The sequence below is a fragment of the uncultured Aureimonas sp. genome, from assembly GCF_913775355.1.
In the GTDB taxonomy this organism is placed as follows: Bacteria; Pseudomonadota; Alphaproteobacteria; order Rhizobiales; family Rhizobiaceae; genus Aureimonas.
The window spans coordinates 1-20,778 of the sequence record NZ_CAJYIU010000258.1 but is presented as its reverse complement, the minus strand read 5'-3'; the positions used below and the strand labels follow the sequence as shown (position 1 = coordinate 20,778).

Annotated in this window: 13 protein-coding genes and 1 pseudogene; 3 read left to right on the top strand and 11 right to left on the bottom strand. The window is 67.6% G+C overall.

Annotated elements, in window-relative coordinates; genetic code table 11:
* From QZ753_RS15600 to QZ753_RS15560, 9 genes and pseudogenes are all read right to left on the bottom strand, one after another.
* Positions 1-571: pseudogene (locus tag QZ753_RS15600) on the bottom strand (hypothetical protein); the annotation flags it as partial.
* A 621-nt stretch (positions 572-1,192) separates the two neighbouring features.
* Positions 1,193-2,221, bottom strand: a complete 1,029-nt coding sequence (locus tag QZ753_RS15595) for a calcium-binding protein (protein ID WP_294644895.1) — start codon at positions 2,219-2,221, stop codon at positions 1,193-1,195.
* A gap of 898 nt (positions 2,222-3,119) precedes the next feature.
* Complete coding sequence (locus QZ753_RS15590) at positions 3,120-5,420, bottom strand: TniQ family protein (protein ID WP_294644893.1); 2,301 nt, start codon at positions 5,418-5,420, stop codon at positions 3,120-3,122.
* A 141-nt stretch (positions 5,421-5,561) separates the two neighbouring features.
* Positions 5,562-6,404 (bottom strand): TniB family NTP-binding protein, encoded by an 843-nt coding sequence (locus QZ753_RS15585; protein WP_294644891.1) that lies wholly within the window; start codon positions 6,402-6,404, stop codon positions 5,562-5,564.
* Entirely contained in the window at positions 6,401-8,644 is a 2,244-nt protein-coding gene (locus QZ753_RS15580) for a hypothetical protein (RefSeq protein ID WP_294644889.1), read from the bottom strand. Before QZ753_RS15580 ends, QZ753_RS15585 begins: the two co-directional genes overlap by 4 nt.
* On the bottom strand, positions 8,641-9,405 hold the full coding sequence (locus tag QZ753_RS15575; protein ID WP_294644887.1) for a hypothetical protein: 765 nt from the start codon (positions 9,403-9,405) through the stop codon (positions 8,641-8,643). Before QZ753_RS15575 ends, QZ753_RS15580 begins: the two co-directional genes overlap by 4 nt.
* A gap of 1,542 nt (positions 9,406-10,947) precedes the next feature.
* Positions 10,948-12,915 (bottom strand): AAA family ATPase, encoded by a 1,968-nt coding sequence (locus QZ753_RS15570; protein ID WP_294644886.1) that lies wholly within the window; start codon positions 12,913-12,915, stop codon positions 10,948-10,950.
* A complete protein-coding gene (locus QZ753_RS15565) occupies positions 12,912-13,247 on the bottom strand; it encodes a DUF6634 family protein (protein WP_294644884.1) in 336 nt (111 codons plus the stop codon). The genes QZ753_RS15570 and QZ753_RS15565 overlap by 4 nt, the downstream gene beginning before the upstream one ends.
* A gap of 65 nt (positions 13,248-13,312) precedes the next feature.
* Positions 13,313-13,771: a hypothetical protein gene (locus QZ753_RS15560; protein ID WP_294644883.1), complete on the bottom strand. Its 459-nt coding sequence runs from the start codon at positions 13,769-13,771 to the stop codon at positions 13,313-13,315.
* 732 nt (positions 13,772-14,503) lie between these two features.
* On the opposite strand from QZ753_RS15560, the gene QZ753_RS15555 reads away from it, so the two are divergent.
* Positions 14,504-14,857, top strand: a complete 354-nt coding sequence (locus QZ753_RS15555) for a hypothetical protein (RefSeq protein WP_294644882.1) — start codon at positions 14,504-14,506, stop codon at positions 14,855-14,857.
* 289 nt (positions 14,858-15,146) lie between these two features.
* On the opposite strand, the gene QZ753_RS15550 is transcribed toward QZ753_RS15555, so the two are convergent.
* Together QZ753_RS15550 and QZ753_RS15545 are read right to left on the bottom strand one after the other, a co-directional pair.
* The gene (locus QZ753_RS15550; protein WP_294644881.1) at positions 15,147-16,637 is read right to left on the bottom strand and encodes a PAS domain-containing protein; all 1,491 of its coding nucleotides are present in this window, start codon (positions 16,635-16,637) and stop codon (positions 15,147-15,149) included.
* A gap of 228 nt (positions 16,638-16,865) precedes the next feature.
* Positions 16,866-17,213: a helix-turn-helix transcriptional regulator gene (locus QZ753_RS15545; RefSeq protein ID WP_294644878.1), complete on the bottom strand. Its 348-nt coding sequence runs from the start codon at positions 17,211-17,213 to the stop codon at positions 16,866-16,868.
* 222 nt (positions 17,214-17,435) lie between these two features.
* Between QZ753_RS15545 and QZ753_RS15540 the strand changes: the two genes are divergently transcribed.
* Positions 17,436-19,415 carry a methyl-accepting chemotaxis protein gene (locus QZ753_RS15540; RefSeq protein WP_294644876.1) on the top strand — a complete coding sequence of 660 codons (1,980 nt, stop codon included), beginning with the start codon at positions 17,436-17,438 and terminating at the stop codon, positions 19,413-19,415.
* Positions 19,416-19,444: 29 nt separating this feature from the next.
* Entirely contained in the window at positions 19,445-19,741 is a 297-nt protein-coding gene (locus tag QZ753_RS15535) for a hypothetical protein (protein WP_294644875.1), read from the top strand.
* Positions 19,742-20,778: the final 1,037 nt, after the last annotated feature.

The window sequence follows — 20,778 nt, the reverse complement described above, 5'->3', positions numbered from 1 at the left end:
CCGGCTCCATGACACTCGCCACCGCGGCATGGTACGATTTCGACACGAGATTGCCGTTCGCCTGCTGGCGCTGGCTGGCCGTCAGACCGGGGCGCGCCAGTGTCTCCATCGCATCCGTCTCGAGTTTAACGAGCGCATTGGAACGCTCGATGGCGGTGTCCAGAAGCTGGAACTCGTCGCCCTGGATGCCGGCCTGCACCATCCGGTCCCGCAACGACATTGCGTCGCCATCGGCCCGCGGCTGCGCGCCCCGCGTGGTCGCAAGTTCCCAGTAGGGCCGCGTGTAGTAGTCGATCGGCGTCGGCGCCTTTCCGTCGCGAATGTCGAGCGCCTTGAAGTACTGCTCCCTGTACATGCGGTCGCCGGTTGCCACGAACGTGCGCACCATGCGCGTCAGTTCGGACGAGGTCTGCCGGAACCCGTCGGCGAGCTGATAGGCTTCATAACGCCGGTCATAGGTGCGAACGATGTCGCTTCCCGCCTTCTGGTAGAAGTAGAAGGACGCGAAGAACGCGGCCAGAAGGCTCGCGGTGGCCAGACTGAACGCGATGAAAAGAGCCCGGATGCTCACGGAGGCGCCTCGAACAAGAGGATGGAACGCAAGGGAAAGCGACGGGACCGTCGCCTCGTCTCCTTTGCCATCCAACAGTTTGACGGCATCTCCTTAAAGAATGAGGAAGCCCGTCGAAGCGGAAGCGAACGGTGCGCTCCGGCATGCCTGCACGAGCCGATGAGGACGTCACTCGGGCGTCGATCGAGCCCGCATAGCCCGAATGTCGACGCTCGCGGCCATGGCACTCTCAAATGGAAGCAGCGAGACCGAAGGAACGCCAGCCAAGCCCAAACATCGCTGCGCCGTGTCGCGAGAGAGCCAAGATCGAGAGAGCCCGTCGACGATGCCGATGATTGGACGCTTCGATTTCACGAGCAGGTTACCAATCCCGCGAAAACGACACGGTGACCGAACGTCCCCCATCAGCTGCGATGCTGCAACGCAGTTGACTCCAGTAACCGCAGCGCAACATTCTCGGGTACCGCGCCCTGCCCTTGCAGACCATGTCGCGGCGACCCGCTCGGTCGAAACGACGCCTCACGACCGAGCGGGTCCCCTGTTCGCCTGAGGTCGGCGACAAGGAAAAGCCCGCTCCGGCGGACCGGGCGGGCTTTCGGATCTTAATAAAGTCGTTGCGCCTCAGGCGAAAGCGCCGGCGTCGAGGCTGGCGGACGACACGCCGGTCAAAATGACCGTCCCGCCCCCGGACAGTGCGATGACCGCCGACCCGTTCACGTCGGAGACCGTGTATGTCTGGCCCTGAAGGTTGAGGGTGTCGCCCTGCGCACGGCTGAAATCGACGATGACGTCGTTGCCCGACCCGGCCGCGAAGAAAAAGACGTCCGCTTCCGTTCCGCCGGAGAGGGTGTCGTTGCCGAGATCACCCCAGATCTGATCGTTGCCGGCCCCGCCGAACACGAGATCGTCGCCCTGGCCGCCGCGCACGTAGTCGTTGCCCTGGCCGCCACCGACCGTGTCGTTGCCCTTGTCGCCAAACAAGGCATCGTTGCCGAGATTGCCGAACACGGCATCGTTGTCGCGACCGCCGTAGGCGACGTCGTCGTCCTGCCCCGCGAAGATCGTATCGCTGCCCTGGTTGGCGAAGATGACGTCTGCGCCCTGATTGCCATTGATCAGGTCGTTGCCGGCGTAGCTAGTGATCGTGTCGTTTCCGGCGTACCCGTTGATCGTGTCGCCGAAATCGGTGCCGGTCAGGAGATCGGGCCCGGAGGTTCCATCGATCGAGGTGCTCGGCGGGCGCGCCACGAAGGTGCCCTGATAGTTGATCGTGAGATCGATATACTCCTCGCGGATGGACTTGAAGTCGTCCACGTCGCGTCCGATCCCGTAGCGGATGTCGATGGCGCCGTCGGCGACGATGCCGGCCAGAACCGACTGCGGGATCGTGAAGCTCACGACGTTCACGCCGTTGTACTCGTCGTTCGGCGGGATCGCGCCGAACGACTGGCTGGTGAAGCCTTCGATCTGAACGTTGAAGGTCTCGGCCTGCTCGCCCGGCGAAAAATCCCCGTAATAGCGCAGTGTGATGACGGCGTCGCTGTCGGCGACCTGGGGCACGTTGGAAATGGTGAAGGGACCGAGCAACGCAGGTCCGCGGCCGGTACCGATAAAGTTGTCGAGCCTGTAGTTGAACGTGACCGCGGTCATCAGTCTCTTCTCCCGAAACGTTTCTGGCACGATGCCGCGACGCTCACAGGAAAGTCAACATGACGTCTTCCGACTGATGAATGAGGGAGGATGGAAGACGCCCATTCTACATGCGGCAGATCGTTACATTTGTATCGAACGCGAGGAAGGTTCGCACGGCTGACCAAGGTTCACCGGATAATACGGGAGCATTACGAACGGACGGTCGTGAGCGTGGCGGAGACGGGAGGGCCCCATGCGAGGCGCCAACGATCGTCACGACTGAGAGCGCGTCGGACACATTCAAATCAAGAAACAATACGGGATCGAGACGTTTGGCGGGCGACAAGCCCCTTGAGACTCTGCTTCACTGTGATGCAGAGCCTTCGGGCGTCAAACGACAGATACCGTGGGACTCAACGACATCGACCTGAGATTTCGATCCCGTCGGCGACAGGGACTCGCTACAACCCCGACAAGACCGATCGCGCCGACTAGATGTCGTCCGCGAGGCCGCCACAGCAGAATGAACCGGCGAACGCCGCCAGCCTGCGGACGCGATGCGGATTGCATCAAGGGCGGCGAGCCGCGAGCGGGAGCGTCGGCACGGGAGAGGTATCGGCCGGGATAGAATGGGCGAATCCTGTTGTGGCCGGTTCCTATCGACAACGACCACGGACGCGTCATAGGGCGACACCTTGCCGTCGAGCTCGGGCTCAAAGAGGATCACCCGAAGGCGCACATCGAGCCGCTGCTGGCGGGCGCTGGCAAGAGACCCCTTTAGGGCTGCTGGACAACGCTACGTGGCGGCGCAGTTCTATGCAGCACCTCGAACTTCAAGCGCCTGCCGCCGACGACGAACGGCCGTCCGGCAAGAAGTCGATCAGGAGGAGACGATCGACCGGGGTTCAGGTTGAGGTCAACGCCCTCCGAAATTGCCGCGAGACTGCCGCTCAAGCCGATCGACGGCAGCCGATCCAAACATGGCGAATAGGGAATGAAGGCACGCCGTGAGGAAATCCGTGAGCGATTGCGCCTCGACCATGCCGGGCGGCTCTAACCGCGCCTCCAACCGAACGGTGTCATCGGCTCGGACGATGACGAATCCGGCCGGAGGCTCGGCGGCGGCAACGATCCGGGCCCGCCGCGATGATCGCCCCGGCGTGCAGTCGGTCGAGACTCGCATCCCCTCGTCAAGCACGACGCTTACCGTCACTTTCCGGTTTGCGCTGACCAACGTCACGCGGTTGTCCGCCGTATCCTGCTGCACTCGCCAAGCGCCCGGACACGCCACGGCGGCCTGACGGATGGCTGGCAGCGCCCGGTTGACGACGGAGCCCTCTCCGGTCAATCCCGAAGCGGAAGCGAGTTCGGGCAGCAACTCGACCAGGTCGGACCTGCTTGCCATTCCTTGGTGGCGGTCGCTGCGCGCGAGGACAGCGACCCCAGCCGCCCGCAATCGTCGCGCAAGCGTAAACGTGCCCTCCCCCTTGTCATCGACAAGGGGGCGGATCGCGATGAACTCCGCGCCCAACCTGTCCACCGACCGACGATCGATGCCCGGCGCGCCCTTGGGCATCGCACCGCCATCGTATGACAGGCGCCCGATCTCGGTGAGCCAGCGGACGGCGTCGGAAGGAATGCCCAACTGAAGCGCCGCGTCGGCTTTCGATAGGCCGGGTGATCTCAATCGAGGTTCCGGCATGCCTGAAGGACGCCGATGTCCTTCTCCACAGGCAGCGAAACACAGGCTTCGGAACCCTTTCCCTCGCAGGAGCTTCCCAATCGGTCGCTCCCGGCCCTCGAGGACGCGGCACGCCAGTTCGCCCGTCGAGAGGCGCAGGTAGCGTGCATGGGCCTCGAAAGCGACAGAGGGCCCGTTCGGTGACGCGAACTCCGCGAGCAGGGGGTCGAGCATTCCGAGGGTGGCGGGAGGAAAGAGCTTCGCGGCGGATCCCGGACGACGCATGAGATACGGGTCGACAAGCCTCCGCGATACTAGGCATGACAGTGCGGAACGTCGAAGGCCCAGCGCTTGGGCAACGGTCTCGGCTGTCACGGCTCCATCGACCGTGGAACGGATCAACGCCGCATCTTCGGCATAGAGATACGTCCTTTCCCGTTTGGCGTCGGCAGGCGCGATGCCCAGAAATTCCGCCGCCCGCCTTGTCGCGGTGCGCGGCAGCCCCGCGACGACGGCCGCCTCCTTGAGCGTGAGCATCGCCGGCCGCCTCGCATCCGCCCGACGTCTCAGGAGAGGGCGGCGCACCCGGCCCGTCATCGCCAAGGCATCACCCATGATCGACTCGGCGAGATGCAGGGCGGCGTTGTCCGTCTTGTGGCTCAGTCGGGCAGCCCAGCCGAGTACTCCTTTGAGCGATACCTCCTCGCGGGGCCCAAGGTCTCGGATTCGCTCCCGAAGGATGCTCCCCAGTTCCTTTTCGAGATGCCCCTCGTCGGCACGAAGCGCAATGAACCCCCTCGCGCTTGTCAGGGCGGCGTGGCGTGAGAGCGCCCGGACGGCGGGTCGTCGGGCGGAGCATGGATGCGTCAGCAGGCATCCGATCGTCTGAACGGCACGAAAGGCCTCGCCCAGGTCAAGACCGTCGAGGAGCGGGGCGCGGATCGGTGCGGCAGCCCCCAGCCGACCCATCGCATAGAGCTCGAAACCCTCCGAGGGTTCGTCGAGCGACGGCGCGAAGATCGGCAAATGTTTGCCCTCTTGATCTGACATCAGATCGGTCGGGGTCCAGGTGACCCCACCGGAACCAGGGTCTCCGCAGATCGCGAGGCCGTGGATGGGACAGGTCAGAAAGAATCGGAGGTCCCAGAACAGGCGGTGATGCGCGCTGTCGTGCAGACACGCCGGGCAATAGCGGCGCTGGCGGATCGACCAGTACCGCGCCCCCATCTCCTGCGACCCGAGGACGATTCTTGTGTCGCCGACGGGGCGCGCGGTGTTGGCGACGAGGTTGTCCAGCGCTCGGACGCGCGAATTGGCGGCAATGCGCAGTGCGGAGGCGGGCCGGAAATACCGATGGTTCAAACCGAGTTGGATGGCGACGGGTGGGAGGCTGAGCTGTCCGTTCGCCCGGCAGGCACGAAGCATCCAACCCGACGCTGTTTCCCACTCCAACGGCTCCGGCGCGTAACGGAACGCGAAGTCCGTCTCCTCCCCCTCGGGGCTGAGGTCGCCGAGTGCGTCGTGAAGGGCGCTCATTCGGCAGCCTTCCCGGGTGTGTCTCGGCGACCGACGCACCCGGGATTCAGCGCGTCCACGAAGGGCGTGAACCGGTCCCCGTGCGGCCTTGCCTCGATCCCCATCGCCACGAGGTGGTGGTGCTCGATCCTCGCAGCCCCGTCACGGAGGGCTCGCTCGGCGGCGTCCCGGACGTAAAGGCCCGTGAACGCGGGAGAGCCCATCGACAGGTCGTAGAAGTACGGGGCGTAACGGGCCGTGCCCAAGCCGGACTTGCGCGCGAACAGGGAGGAGATCGTCGAGCGCGTCGAGGAACAACATGTAATCGTGCTGGCCACCGTCGTGCCAGTCCATGCCGGCCACCCCGTGGCTCCTCAGGCAGCCGATGTACGCGTGCCCCTTCGCGATGGATCGATGCGTCTCCGCGGACCCGACCAGCAGCACGCTGCAAAGGCCCGCCTCCTGGATCTTGCGTAAGTTGGTAAGCAGCGAGGAAGCTGCCCTTTCACCCTTGCTCAACACCCAGCCGATGTCGTCGACGACGAGGAGTTGCACACCGAAACGGGCGATCATCTCGAGGGCGAGCCGCGTCAGCAGCTCGACGCTCGGCTTGTCGCTCTGAACGAGGCGCGTCAGCTTGTTGACGATCGCGACCATAACGGTCTTGGCCGTCCAATTCGAGGTGCACACGATGTGCAGCACCCTCGTCTCGGGACAGTCGCCGCAAGACGTTGCGACGTCGGCGGCATACCGTTCGACGATCCGCGACTTGCCGGAGCGGTAGTTCCCGACGAGCATCTTCATGTCTCCCTTGCCGGGAATGCCCTGCCCGACGGGAAAGTGAAGGTCTCGCACGAACCCGTAGCCCCTATCGAAGGCCGGATGATCGACATGCATGTGGCCGATCATCCACATTCTTTCCTCGTGTCCCAAGGCAACCACGTCCCGGCGCGTGGCATCTTCGAACTTCGCCGTATGGAATGCGGGATGCATACTGAAGCTCATTTTGCCCAACCCCTTTCGCGCTTGAGTTCGGCGAGACGGGCCATCTCGGCCTCGAGCTCGTCGTCGGACGGCGGGCCGTGTCCAGCCGCCGCCTCGGCCGGGACCCGTCCCCGATCGATTTCCTGCACGCGCCCCTCGCGGCGCTCGTATTTGCGGACAGAGTCCCCGCGGCCCGGTGCGGGCGTGCGATGGATCGGGGACGCGTTCGGCGAGAGTGCCTCGTTCTCCGGCACGACCGGCGGATTGGAGAAGTCGAGAAGCTCCGCGCTGGCCTCCGGGCTGTGGGTACCGACCGTAACCTTGCTGACGAGGCGCTTGCGTTCGTCGCCGCGCTTGATGCGCTCGATGATCCCCGGGATGTCCAGACGCTCGCGGTCGCGACGGATCTCGGCGGCAAGACGGGAGGCGGCGTCGCGTTCCATCTGGAGCAGCCGGCTGGCCTTCTCCTCGTTGACCTCGACGCGCGCGCGCGCTTTCAGGATGTCATGCAGGTCCGCCGAGAGGCCGGTCGCATAGCCCGCGTCGGCGGAGCAGACGGGCACCTTGATCGGGGCGTCGACGAAGTCCGCGAACACCCAGATGTACTCGAGGGTGCTCCTGGGGCGCAGGCACTCGTAGCGATCGCCCTGCCTGTGGTGGCCGGACAGGGTGATCTCGTCGAGGAGCGGCGACCAGTAGGTGATGTAGTCGAAGGTGATGCCCCCGCGCTGGATCGTCAGGGACTTCCGGTTGCCCGCGAGCCGGTCGAAGATCTCCGGCATCGGGAGGGGACGTCGCGGGATCTTGCCGACCTCGCGGTTCCAGATCGCGCCGGGCACGCCCTTCATGCCGGGAACGGGGCCGATGTTGGCCTTCGGCATCTCGTTCATGTTCGTGCAGATGAAGTGCGTGACCAGGAAGCGCAGCTCCGAGAGCTTCAGCATCGGGGGCAGCCGCGTGGGCTCGTTCTCGGCGCGCTCGGCCACGTTGCCGCCGACGCTTCCCGGCAGGACATGGGAGAACTGGTCGTTGACGTAGCCGTTCGTGCTCTCGAGCCCGCCCTTGAGTTCGGGCGAGGCCGGCGCCAGTTCGATCACGTCGTACCCGGCGTGCTTGCCCGCGACCTCCATCCCGAAACCCACGAAGTGGGAGGCCCGGTCGACGACAAGGAACAGGAACTTGCCGTGGTACCGCCAACTGAGGCCGGGATAGGCGGACATGTCCTTCGGCAGCCAAGCATGGCGCAGGGCCTCGACGAAGCTCTCGAAGCTCGGTGCGCCGATCGCGAGGGAGAAACCCAGGATCACGCCCGTGCGCCTGTCGCGGATCATGATCAGCCAGGGGCGCCCAAGCGGCACGAGGCTGACGTCGTCGCAGACCTCGCAGTCGAGCCGAAGGTCGTCGACCTCTGCGGTGTGCAGCGGGCAATCGGGCAGCAACCGCTTGATCTTCGATCCGTGTCGCCGGGCGGCGATCTCGGGGCCCAGCCGAATGTAGTCCCGCACGTATGGCGGGATGCGCCCCATCCGTCGTTCGACCGTTCGGAGGCATGGAAGCGAGGACGGGTCCAGCCCTACGCGTCTTGCCCATCGGCAGAGGATGCTGAGGGCATGGGTACTGTTGCCCTTGATGCGCAGCGCCACGAACAGGCTGCGCTGCATCGCGCGCTCGATGATTGCGCCGAACTGACTGGGCTGGTGGACCACGGTCGATCTCGGCATCGCCGTCGCCACCGGGTCGCACCAGTTGTTCGCCCTGTTTTCCCCGATCGCGCGCAGGACGGTCGAGGCGCTCATGTCATGGATGCCCGCAGGAACATCCTCGAGAACCTTCATCACCCGCCTGACCGCCGGCTGCGAGCCCGCGAAGTCGGGATGGTCGAATACGTGCCGCGCCCACCAGCCCTTCGACTCCTCCCACGTCCACTCCCCGGAGGGTTCGACACGGAGGGCGGACCGCCGACCCCGGCCCGGGGCTGTCATCGGGTCCATCGACAAGGGCCTGAACTCGCCGTTGCCGGCGAGCATCTCCAACGAGGCGTCGGTCTCGTAGAACTTCTCGCCGCCGTTTCTCATCTCGGCGAGGACGATGACGCGGGCATGGTTCCGGTCGCCGGGGACGATGGCCTCGACTCGGCAGGTCACCCGCGCCTTGTCCCACTGCCTGCCGCGGACGAATACGTCCCCGATGGCCAGGTCGATCTCCTGGCCGAACCCGAGGGAGGCGGAAACGTCGAAGGCTTTCGGGACATGGGCCGTCATAGACGTCCCCCTCTCGGCGGGAGCAGGACGGTCGCGTCCGACAGGTACGTGCGGTGGTCGATGCGCAGCTCGCCGCAGACCGCCATCTCCGAGACCGTCGGCATGACGCGGTCGTACTGGCTCTCGCAGTCCGTCCCCTCGAAACCCGTCGGGAGGCTGACCGCACGGCGAAGCTCGCCGACCGTCGTCGGCAGCCCGAGCGCCATCAGCGCGCCACGGACCGCCACGAGGGCTTCCGGGTCGGCGTCCCCCTTCGTCTGCGCATAGACGATCTCGAGGTTCGGGAAGAGCGGCGCGACCTTGAGCGTCACGTCGTCGAGGTCGCAGTAGAGGATGCCGTGATCCTCGAGATAGGCGGCCCTCAGTAGCTCGGCCCGCCGCAGGCGCGGCGGGCCGAGCCGGGTCGCGCGCCTCGCGAAATCGACGACCATGACCGTGCCGTCGTCGCGCAGGACCGCGAAGTCCGGGACGTGGCGGAACGTGGCGACCGAACCGTTGGCACGGAACGCGTGGACGAGGATGGCATGCGGTCGGTCCGCCACGACCCTGGTCCCGGGATCGGTCAGCGCGTGGACCATCCCGATCACCTGCACCGCGTCATGCGCGTAGACGTAGCCGCGCGCCGCGCGCTTGGTGAACATCTTCACGCGCGACGGGCCGCGCCGCATCGGCTTCGGCTCGTCGACCGGGAAGTGCCGCTCCGGGTCGAGCCCGAAGTGGACGGGCTCGATGCGCGAGGGCCTCGATGTGGGTCTTCTCATGACAAGGCTCCTCCTTTCCCGCGGCCGGTGGCGCGCGGGCTCGTTGCATGGGATCGCGGGGATGGTCTTGCCGGGGTCGCCTGCTACGGCGGGCGGCGGGACGACGGTCGGATCGGTTCCGTCATCTCGGTGGCGCCCCAAGAGCGTCCATGAACTTTTCCCGCCGGAGGGAGAGGCGCAACAGCCGAAAATCGATCGGCAGCAATGCCGAAGCCGTCCTAGGGTCGTCGGGATGGACGCAGGCTTGGACGTCCAGCCGTCCGCCGGCCAGGCGGCAGGCCTCGACTAGCTCGGGCGAGCCGTACAGCCGCCCCGCCAGCCGCACCTCGCCGGACAGGGCGGCCACCCTTGCGAACCTCTCGGTGCCCACGTCGGGGAAACTCGGGTAGCCCCTAATGCCGATGCCTCCCGTGTCGCTACCGCGGCATCACCTTGCGGCACCCGCCGAACGGGGGTCATGCGATCGGCTCGTTTCGTGTGTCCGTCGAACATCGTCTCTCCTCATGGCCGGTCGTCGCCGGCGCTGGGCATGGCCCCGCCTTCGACGCCCAGGGGGCGAAGCGGGCCGATGCCTCGGTTCGGTGTCGGTCGCGCCGGGACGGGCGCTACGGGATCAGGAGCCGTCGCGTATTCGGGAGGAGGAACGGCCGAACGGTGATCCGCCCGCCCGTGTTCGAACGGAGAATCTCCGGGGAAAGCCCTTGCCTTCCGGGACTTGGCGTCCAGGTTTGCTCATAGCTGATGCGCTCCTCCTTCCGCTCTGCGGACGTGGTTCTGGGTATCGGTGTTGGAGAGGGCATTCTCCCAGCAAGGTTCGTGCCCGATCCGGTGAATGTTGACCGCGATGCGGTTTTCGACTTTGGGCTCGACGGGATTTCCTAGGTCCCGTCGAGCCCGTTTCGTTTTCTGGGCTTCCTTCCCCTCGATGTCGCCGGGTTGCCCGACCGACCGGTAACTTGGGCTCGCCCCCGGGGCGACAAGCCCACCCTTTGGCCGGGTGCTGCCCGCGTGACCGGCGGGCAATCGCGCATCCGGGCGCGCCGACCGTTGCCGGCGACCGCTCGACGGCAACGGTCGACGGAGACGAGTCCTGCGGGGGGCGCGCTGCGGGATCGAGGGGCTGAATCCTTTCGACGGGCGCCCCTACCCGAATTGTTGACAGCAGTGGCCGCCGGGCCCGCCGCGCTGGCCATCGAGCCGCCCACGCAGGATCCGGATGGATCGAATCCCTTTTGACCGCCATCGAATGCTTCCCGGCGCCCTTCCCCAAGGTCAGACGGGCGTGGGGCGAGCGGCCGCAGGGGTGCCCGACATGCCTCGCGGCGGGTGCCGGGCGTGCGTCCGCGCGCACGGTCGAATCCTGCATTCGCGGGGACGGCAGATACGGCCTCGCGATGTCCCCGATCGCTGCCCGGCAAGCCGCCGAGGGTGCACCGCGTGCCGCGAAGCGGCTCGAAAGGCGGCGCGATTTTTTTTTTGCGACCGGCCTCCCCGAACGACCGAAAATCGACCTTGCCGGGCCGAAACCGTCCGTCGCGCGGCTCATCGGACGCCCCCCGCTACGCTCGCCCGGGAGCCGTCGACGGACCGCGGGCGAGCGAGATTGCATCCCCCGGCGAGCAGCGTCGCCGTCCGTTCCACCTCATGCCGCCGCTCGAGGACGACCTCCCGCGCGCGGCATAGGCAGTCGGAGAGCGTCGCCTCGACGCGTTCGAGCAGGCTCGGGTCGCGAAGGAGTTCCGGCACGAGGTCGCCCCGACCCGCGTCGAGCCGTTGCGCCAGCCCCGCGCCGAGCCCGTGCGAGACCTCGAGCCGTACGGCGATGGCGGTCGCCACGTGCAGGTCGCTGCCGGGCCGGCCGCCCGAGCCGTCGCCGCGATTCCCGAGCACGACCTCCTCGGCGGCGGTGCCGGCGAGCAGGATCGCGATCTCGGCGAGCGCGGAGGCCCGCGTACGGTCGAAGCCGCGGTCGCGCGCGAACTCCGTCCAGCCCGACGTGCCCGCCTCGACGTGGCGCGAGACGGTCGCCGTGGTCGGCGTCCATCCGGCCAGCGGTCCGAGCTCCGTCCCGACGACCCAGTGCCCGGCCTCGTGGACGCAGGCGCGCCGGAACGCGGCGTCCGACAGTTCGACCACGGGCGGCAGCGCGCGTTCGAGGTCGTCGACGGCGATCTCTCGCTCGCTCTTGCGGGCGACGCGCCGCGCGTCACGCACCACGCGCTCGATGTCGGCGCCCGACATGCCGCGCATGCGCTCGGCGACGGGGCGGAGGTCGTCGAGACGCAGCGCGCCCCGCAGGTGATGCCGCATGATGCCCTCGCGACCCGCCGCGTCGGGAAGCGGGATCGCCACCGTCCTGTCGAGCCGCCCAGGCCGCAGGATCGCCGGGTCGATGAGGTCCGGCAGGTTCGTCGCGCCAATGACGACGACGCCCTCGCGTCCGGCCGCCCCGTCGAGGTGCTCCAGAAACGCGTCGACCACCTGCCGGGTGTAGGCGGCGTATCGGTCTCCCGGATCGTCGCGCGAGCCGATCGCGTCGAGCTCGTCGACGAGGAGGACGCAAGGGGCCGAAGCCCGCGCTTCGTCGAAGGCCCGGCCCATGGCCTTGAGAAGATCCCCGAGATGGCCGCGCGCCTGCCACCTGGCGAGCGAGTGGGCATGGAAGGGCACCTCGGCGCTCGTCGCGAGCGCCCGCGCGAACATCGTCTTGCCGACCCCCGGCGGCCCCGTCAGCAGAGCCCCACGGTCCATGTCGGTCCATGTCAGCCGCCCGTCCCGGTAGTCGCGAAGGTCGGCAACAAGAGAGCGTCCCCACGTCGACGCCTCGCCCAACCCGTGGAGTTCCACGAGGCGCGGCCCATGGACGAAGTCCAGCGGCGACGGCCCGGCCGGTGCGCGGCTCTCGGCCGCCTTCAGTGCGAGAAGCCTGCGCACCGTGGCCATCGCCTCCGGCACGGGTCGGCCGCGGCGGAGCGCGATGGCGAGCTCGCGCGGCGGCAACCGTGCGGCAAGCTCGAGGTCGTCCGGCACCGGCTGTCCGCGCATGACGATCGAGAAGGCCGCGCCGACCAGCTCGGCGTCGAGCGGGCCCAGGGTCGCGATCCCGTCGCAGGCGGCGGCCAGGATCGGCGGGACGTCGGCGAGCGTCTCGACGAGAACGAACGCGGGTTCGTTGCCGCGGTCGTTCTCCAGCAGCATGTTGGCCTCGCGTCGGCGCGACGACTCCTTCATGTCGCCCGTCCAGTCGTGGATCGACCCGCGCCCGTCGTTCCAATGCCAGCCCCGGGACCGGACGAGATCCTTCAGTCCGTCCGCGATCACGCCCGAACTCTCGACGGGCACACCGACGACCATGGTCAGGGAGGCCCGGCGGTCGACGACGTGGAAGATCCCGGCGGCGCGGAGCGCGCGCACGACGAGCCCGCGCCCGAGGACCTGCCTCGCGTCGCGAGAGCGCTCCGGTTTCGTCCGCTTCCGATCGGTCGGGACGGTTTCGTCGGGTCGGCTCATTGCCGTGCCTCCCCGGAGCGGGCACCGAGCCGGTAGAGGCGCGACAGGGTGCGCGCGTAGCCGAGCTCGGGCGCATGCACCCAGAGGTCGCTCGTGCGCGCGGTATGCCGTTCGGCAACGCCGGGATGTCCGACGGCCGTCCCGACCAGGCACGGCACGGGGCGGAAGGAAGGCCTCCAGTCGGAGAGGAAAGGCGCGTCGGCGAGACGCGCGGCGGTCGGATGCTGCCCCCGCGAAAGGGCCTCGATGTCTGCGACGAGACCGCGCAGGCGTTCGAGGTGTTCGCGGACGAGGCAGCACTCGCCATTGGGCGAGACGACGATCATGGACATGGCTCCGCCGGTCGCGGCCATCGGCGCGCGTCGGCCTGTTCTGTTGGGGAGGAATTCGACGCGGATCAGCCGCGGAAGCGTATGACCCGGGTCTCGGGACCGAGCGGGCCGCTGTCGAGGTCGATCTCAACGAAACGCCGAAGCGCCAGGGCCGCGACCGCCCCTATCGGATCGGTGGAGTTGCGCACCGCCGACATGCACTCGACGAGTGTCAGCGAGCCCTCATGGTCGAGGGCGGCGAGGAGCGTGATGCGCTGGGACAGCGACACCCGCCACTTGGCGTAGCGCAGGAGTTCGCGGGCGTTGTCGAGGCGATGGCCGAGGATGTCGGCGTGCGGGACGACGCGGAGCGTGGCGCCGAGTTCGGCTACCGCACGGCTGGCCCACTCGGGTGCGCCGGGTCCGTCGGCTCGCTCCGTCGCCGCAATGTACTCGATGCCAGAAGTCCGCGTCGCCGCGAGGTCGACGGCGAACGTCTCGGAGCCGTTCGAGAGCGCAGGAGGCAGGCACGACCAGTCGAGCACGTCGGTGTCGACGTCGAGGAGGCAGGCGGCATCGCGTGCCGCCTGGCAGCGGAAGCGCGCCTAGCCCGCGCACCGGACCGTGTTGCGGGGCTCGAAGGCGTGCCCGGCGACGGCCTCCGCGCGCTTGGCGCGTCGGCGGGAATGCTCTTCGGAGGTGGTGGGATTCGTCTGGTGCATGGGCTGTCCTGTCCGACGCGGACGGGCAGCGCCACGCATCCGCTCAAGCCTTCGGGGCGAGGAAGGTGCCTATGCGTATGAGACGACCGCGCTCGGGGCGGAACGCCCGGCGGCCATTGCAAGAGTTGTTTTCGGCTTCGCTCATGTGGTGAACAAATAATGAACGAAACGGGACGTCAAGGGCTTTTCAGCCTACAATCCCTCGCCAACAATCTTTCCCGGGGACGAGGCGTGCATTGATAATCGGTGCCGCCGTTGTTCGGGCCCCTGCCGCGCATCGAAGGCGCGCTGCGGCGCTTGCCGTCAGGGAGCCATCGGTCAGGTCGAACGGTTTGCCGCGAGCAACCAGGCGACGAAGGCGACCTCCCTTCCCCTCGACCTTGATCGGCTCGAACGGGGATTTGCCTGTTTCGCTCTGATTCGAACGATTTTTCCTACGAAATGCGAACACCCCGACCCCAAGGTGCCGTGCCTGAACGAAGAGAGCGGGGTCGGGGCATGGCCGGAACATCGACGGACGCAGCGACGGCGAAGAGGGGCGGCCTGCTCGCCCGGATGACGTCGAAAGCCGGGCTGGCCACACTGGCCGGCGGCATCGTCCTTCTGGTCTCCTGCGGCGCATACGCCGCCTTGCGCGGAACGGAAGAGGGGATGCCCGCCTCGGTCGAGGAGCCCGCCGCGATCCCCGTCCCGATGCCGGTGGCCGCGAAGCCGCGGACGCTTCGTGCCACGGACTACTCCATCGTCTCCGTCTTCGACGGAGAGGCATTCCTGGCAACGCCGGACGACCTCGTCCGCGCAGTGGCCGGAGCCGTCGTGCCGGGTCTCGGCACGATCACCTCCGTCGAGGCGTTCCCGAACGGGGGCGGCACGGTCGTCGGCACGCAAGCGGCCTTGCGCGCACAGTAGCCGGGTTTGGCAGGGTGCCGTCTCGGCGAAGTGCAGCCGACCATGCCGCCCTCGGCCGTCGAGATATGCCCCGACCCGCAGTTCCGTGGCGACCCGCCCGGAACCGTCGGCTGCCGGGCGGGTCTTCGCGGCGTGACACTGACGGAAGCGCCGTCGATGCCCTTCCGATACCATCGAGGGATTGCCGTCCCGTATCGCACGCCGCGAGAAATCTCCTCAAATGACAGGCTTCGCGGGATCGGCTAGCCGGATGCCGGCGCGGCCCGGCCGAGCCGGGTCGCCGAGGACGTCATCCCCCATCGGTGAGGCCGTCGGGCTCGGCGATGTCGGCAAGACGTGCCTCGAGCGTGAACGTCACGCCGACCGGGTGGTACTCCAGACGTGCGACGCCGTTCGTTTCCGCCGGCAGCGCCCGTTCGAGCATCCTCGACCCGAAACCCCGACCCGTCGGCGAGGCGACGGTCGGGCCACCCGTCTCCCTCCAACGGAAGAGCAGCGACGACTCCGGCCCCTTCGCGATCTCCCAGTCGACCGCGACCACGCCGTCCTCGTTCGACAGGGCCCCGTACTTCACCGCATTCGTCGCGAGCTCATGGATCGCGAGGGCCATCGTCGTCGCGGCCCGGGTTCGCAGGCGGACATCCGGCCCCGCTGCCTGCACCCGCGCGGCGCCGCCGTTCCGGAACGGCCTGAGCGCTCCCTCGACCACATCGACGAGGTTCGCCGCGACCCAGCCCTCCTTTACGAGCACGTCATGGGCCGCCGCGTAGGCCTGGATGCGGTCGACGAGGGTCCGGGTTCCCGCCTCAAGCGACGGTGCCGCCCGCAGGGTCTGCACGACGATGGACTGGACGTTGGCGAGCGTGTTCTTGACGCGATGCTCCAACTCGTTCGCAAGGAGGTTGCGGTGCTCGTCGGCCGTTCGCCGATCCGTGATGTCCAGGGACACTCCGGCCATCCGGGTCGGGGTCCCTCCACCGTCCCGGCCGACCTGCCCCCTCACCTCGATCCAGCGCACGGCTCCGCTCGGGGTCGTGGTTCGATACTCGATCTCGAGTTCGCCGTCGGCGCCGGTGACCGCCTCCCGCACGGCCGCTGCCCAGCGCTCCCGATCCTCGGGATGGATCGCCGCGGCCAGATCGTCATAGGTGAAGGTCTCGGCCGGATCGCGCCCGAAGTTCCGCTTGCAGAGCGTCGACGCGACAAGGCGCATCGTGTCGAGGTCAAGCGTCCAAGCACCCAGCCGCCCCGCCTCGAGCGTGAACCGCAGGCGATCCTCGGCTCGCGGCAGGTCCGCGAGGCGTCGCTCGATCTCCGCCTCCAGATTGTCCCTGTCGCGCTGCACCTCGGCGAGGCGATTGCGCTCCGGCGTCACGTCGAACTGGGAGGCGAAGAAGAAGACCGCGTCCCCGTCCTCGTCGAACACGGGCGAGATCAGGACGTGGTTCCAGAACGTGGAGCCGTCCCTGCGGTAGTTCAGGATCTCGCGCTCGATCGTGACCCCGGCGGCCACGCCTTCGCGGATCGCCGCGACGTCCTCCCGACTGGTTCCCGGCCCTTGCAGGAAGCGGCAGTTCCGCCCGACGCATTCTTCCCTCGAGTACCCCGTCAGCCGCTGGAAGGCGGCATTGACGAAGACGATGGGGTTGTCCTCCCTCTTCGGGTCGGTGATGACCATCGGCATCCGCGTGGCGCGAACGGCGGACGCGAAGGGGGCGTTGCTGAGGGAGGCTCGTCCGATCTCACTCCGGATGCGGTTTTCCTCGAACCGGTCCGGCACTGTCACTCCTTGGGGGCAAACCTCTAACAAGCGAGGGCCCGGAGCCAATAGCCGCCGCGTCGGCTACGGGCAATCGAGGACCCCTCGGCTGGTCACCGCCGCGGCGCGACCGGCTACCCGGTCCGCGAACATCGGCATTACGTTGCCGCACGCGTGGCCCCGGGCGATCGATCGACGACTTGCGGGCGAACGCGGCGGGTCACGGTCAACGGGGGCGAGCCATTCGACCTAGAGGCGGCTGACCTCGAGCGTCCTCACCAGTTCCACTATGCGTGCCCTGACGGCCGGATTGTCCACCCGCCCGAGCACGAGGTGAAGGTCGGCGTCGGCGCGGGGCGACGGGGACGGCTTTCCCGGCTCCAGTCCCTCGAAGAAGAACCCGAACTCGACGTCCAATGCCCGCGCCAGCTTGAAAAGGGCCGACGCGCTGACGCGGTTCTCCCCGCGCTCGAACTTCGAGAGCTGCTGGTAGCTGACGTCGATGGCCGTTGCCAGCGCCTGGAGCGACGTGCCGCGCGCGACCCTCGCTTGCCGGAGGCGTCGGCCGACGTGCGCGTTGACTGACTTGTCTCCCATCTGTCCAGGCTCCGCGAATGACTGGGACGCGGGATGCTCCGGCCGACCGGTACCCGGCGGTCGACCCGTGCACATGCCGGGGTCGGTGGAGGCAACCCGAGACCAAATTACCATCCACGAGACATCGTGCTCAATCTGGGGTCTGTAAGTATAATTGCGTACCTACGGCAGCGAGATGCTTGTTCCCCGTTAAATCCCGCTTAGGACGGCTCGACCACGATCGTGAAAATCATTTTCACGGAGCCGGTCGTGCGCATCGCCAAACTGAGGATTTCCGCCAAGATCGCCCTTATCGCACTGTTCACGAGCTTGATCGGGGTCGCGGCCTCGGTGTACTCGCTGTCCGTGATCCGCGACACGAACGCGGCCTACTCGGACCTCACCGAGCGCCTCGACAAATCCGCGATCTATCTTGCAAGGCTCAACCGGGCTGCGAATGCCGTCGGTTACAGCGCCTACCGCGTCATCGCCTACGACGGTGGCTCGGCGGAATCGCGGGCCGCCGCCGAACTTGCCAAGGACCAGCTCGGGCTCCTGCCCAAGTTCTTCGGCGAGGTGGCGTCCCGCCTGACCGACGAGGCGGATGCGCTGCGTGAGATCGAGACGAAAATGGATTTCATCGCGGGGCATGCGGAGGCCGCGATGGCGGCCGGCCAGCGCAACGACGACGCCACGGGATATGCGGAGATGAAAGCCGTCGACCCGACCGTGCTCGAGCTCAGCAAGTTGGTCGGGGCCCTGAACGACAGGCTGATCGCACGGGTGGCGGAGACGGGCACGGCCCTTTCGGCGCGAACCCTGGGAATGGCCTGGGTCATCGTTGGGGGAACGCTCGCGGGTGCCGTCCTCGGACTCGTCCTTGCCATGTGGGGATCGCGCAAGGCCATTACGGCACCGCTCTCGCAGCTCCAGGGGAAGATGGTGGACCTCGCCAGCGGGCGGCTCGATGTCGAGGTGACGGGGCAGGACCGTGGCGACGAGATCGGCGGCATGGCCCGCGCGGTGCAGGTGTTCAAGGACGCGGCAGTGCAGAACAAGCGGCTCGAGGCCGAGGCCGAGACTGCCCGCAACGCCGAACTCGCCCGGCTGGAGCGCGAGGCGGCCGCAGAGCGGATCAAGGCGCAGGACCTTGCCGCCTTCGTCGCCGGCATCGAGGGCGGCTTCGCGCGCCTGTCGGCGGGCGACCTGACGGCCCGCATGGACGAGGCGGTCGCCGCCGAGTACGAGCCGATCCGCGACCAGTTCAACGGCTCGGTGGAGAGACTCGAGCATACGATCGGTGCCGTCGTCGGCTCGATCGGCTCGATCCGCACAGGCCTCACCGAGATCAACGTCGCCTCCAACGACCTTGCCCAGCGCACCGAGCAGCAGGCGGCGAGCCTGGAAGAAACCGTCGCGGCGCTCGGTGAGGTGACGCGCGCTGTCAACGAGACCGCGCAGAACGCCAACGTCGCCCAAGCCAGCGCGAGGAGCGCGCAGGGCAACGCCGAGAGGGGCGGCGAGATCGTCGGCCGCGCGATCGACGCGATGCAGATGATCGAGCAGTCGTCGCAGAAGATCGGCAACATCATCGGGGTGATCGACGAGATCGCCTTCCAGACCAACCTTCTCGCGCTGAACGCGGGCGTCGAGGCCGCGCGCGCCGGCGAGGCGGGTCGAGGCTTTGCGGTGGTCGCGCAGGAGGTTCGCGGGCTCGCGCAGCGCTCGGCGGAGGCGGCGAAGGAGATCAAGGACCTCATCCAGGCGTCCGGCGAGCAGGTGGCCTCCGGCGTCGAGCTCGTCTCGGCGACAGGGAAGAGCCTTGCCGACATCATTTCCGAGGTCGGCGAGGTGAGCCGCGTCGTCTCGGAGATCGCGCGCCGGGCGCAGGAGCAGGCGGTGTCCTTGCGCGAAGTGTCGACGGCGGCCGACCAGATGGACAAGGTCACGCAGCAGAACGCGGCGATGGTCGAGCAGGCGACGGCGGCCGCGCAGACGCTGGCCAACGAGACGGACGAGCTCGCGCGCCTCATCGCCGACTTCAGGACGGCGGCCACCGCCAACCACGCCCGCCAGAGCGAGCGTGCGGCCCAGCGCACCGCCAAGGTCGCCTCGCGCGCCGCGCCGACGGCAACCGCCGCCCGTCCCGTCGTCCAGTTGAAGCCTGTCGCCCAGGGCAACGCGGCCCTCAAGACGCTGAAGGACGAGTGGGAGGATTTCTGATCGGATCGATGACGGACGGGAGGGACAGGATGGCGACGGAACGCCGCTTCCGCGGTTTCATGCTGGCGCACGTGGAACTCGTCGAGGCCCGTGACGACGGGTCGGTTGCCGTCATCGGGCTTAGCGGGTCCGGCGACGCGGTCGCGATGGTCGTGCACCCCGAGACCATCGACGAGCTTGTCTCGAACCTCTGTGCGGTCCGTCGGATCGCGGCGTCGAAGGGCATACCGAACGCTTCCGGTGCATTTGCCGGGCCGCCAACCGGGGCCCTACCGACCCTCGACGAGCCCTTCCCGGAATCATCGTGTCGTCGGCAACGAGTGTGATGACCAATGCAGGCACGGTGCCCTGCTTTTGATGATCTCGGACAGCCGTGCGATGACGACGCTTGCCCGTCCGTCGAGGCTTCTACGCGCCGTCGCTGGACGCCTGCGAGGCCCTCGCGCGTGAGATGGCCTCATAGGTCGCAAGCTCATCGTTGGAAGCTCCAAACTCCCACGGCGACAAGTCCGGCGCAAGGTCTCGATGAAAATTGGTGTGCCGCAACAACTGGGAGATGCGAATGCCCCTCTCGAGACACCGCGAAACGCCCCGTCCAGCTTCCTCAGTTTCCGAGCCCTTTGGCTTCGACCTCTTCACGATCTGCCACGCCCTGACGGAACTGTCTGCCATGGCGGCGGCGCACGTATGCCGCGACGGCGAACTTGACGAGGCCGCCCGGTCGGAGTTGGCAACCTTCCTCGAGCGGCTTGCACACAACCATCTCCAGCTTGCCAAGGCCGTTGTGACGGGGGATCGCGCAAGAGCCCATTGAGGCGCGGCGCTCCCTGCGCGGCTAGCGGGGGATAACCTGACAAGCCGGAAGGCGGCAGCTCGCGGCGGCGCCGCGGGAGGTCAACCAGCAGGTGCCCCCCCCGACTTCCATCGGCCGGGCCCTGCATCTGGTTGAACGGAAGCTCCCGAACGCCCGGACGTACAACCTTCGCGCTGCTCGGCCACTGATCACCCTGACGGGCCGGGCACGAGTCCGAAGCGCCGCCCCTTTCCCATCGGCGGCGCCAGAGGGCGTGGAAGCCCGACCGGCATCTCTTGGTTCGAGCTGGTCTACGTGTTTTCACGGACGGGACGGCGACGGTTTTATCGATCACGTTAGCGATTGGAGTGACCGGGAGTTGTAAGATCGGGGCGTTCCACCGACCGTCCCAACCCCGAAGCGAGCCATCGAACGATGCGGCGTATGCCAGTCCGCAGGCGGTGACCGCGGATCTACCGGGCCTCGAGTTCGACTTCGCGGTGATCGACTACCAGATGCCGGGCATGAGCGGGATCGAGCTGATCGCCGAGATCCGCCGACATCCCGGCA

What these genes read in the sequence shown, in the direction of transcription:
- QZ753_RS15595 (WP_294644895.1), bottom strand. Translation starts at nt 2,221, where the DNA reads ATGACCGCGGTCACGTTCAACTACAGGCTCGACAACTTTATCGGTACC.
- QZ753_RS15590 (WP_294644893.1), bottom strand. Translation starts at nt 5,420, where the DNA reads ATGAGCGCCCTTCACGACGCACTCGGCGACCTCAGCCCCGAGGGGGAG.
- QZ753_RS15585 (WP_294644891.1), bottom strand. Translation starts at nt 6,404, where the DNA reads ATGAGCTTCAGTATGCATCCCGCATTCCATACGGCGAAGTTCGAAGAT.
- QZ753_RS15580 (WP_294644889.1), bottom strand. Translation starts at nt 8,644, where the DNA reads ATGACGGCCCATGTCCCGAAAGCCTTCGACGTTTCCGCCTCCCTCGGG.
- QZ753_RS15575 (WP_294644887.1), bottom strand. Translation starts at nt 9,405, where the DNA reads ATGAGAAGACCCACATCGAGGCCCTCGCGCATCGAGCCCGTCCACTTC.
- QZ753_RS15570 (WP_294644886.1), bottom strand. Translation starts at nt 12,915, where the DNA reads ATGAGCCGACCCGACGAAACCGTCCCGACCGATCGGAAGCGGACGAAA.
- QZ753_RS15565 (WP_294644884.1), bottom strand. Translation starts at nt 13,247, where the DNA reads ATGTCCATGATCGTCGTCTCGCCCAATGGCGAGTGCTGCCTCGTCCGC.
- QZ753_RS15555 (WP_294644882.1), top strand. Translation starts at nt 14,504, where the DNA reads ATGACGTCGAAAGCCGGGCTGGCCACACTGGCCGGCGGCATCGTCCTT.
- QZ753_RS15545 (WP_294644878.1), bottom strand. Translation starts at nt 17,213, where the DNA reads ATGGGAGACAAGTCAGTCAACGCGCACGTCGGCCGACGCCTCCGGCAA.
- QZ753_RS15535 (WP_294644875.1), top strand. Translation starts at nt 19,445, where the DNA reads ATGGCGACGGAACGCCGCTTCCGCGGTTTCATGCTGGCGCACGTGGAA.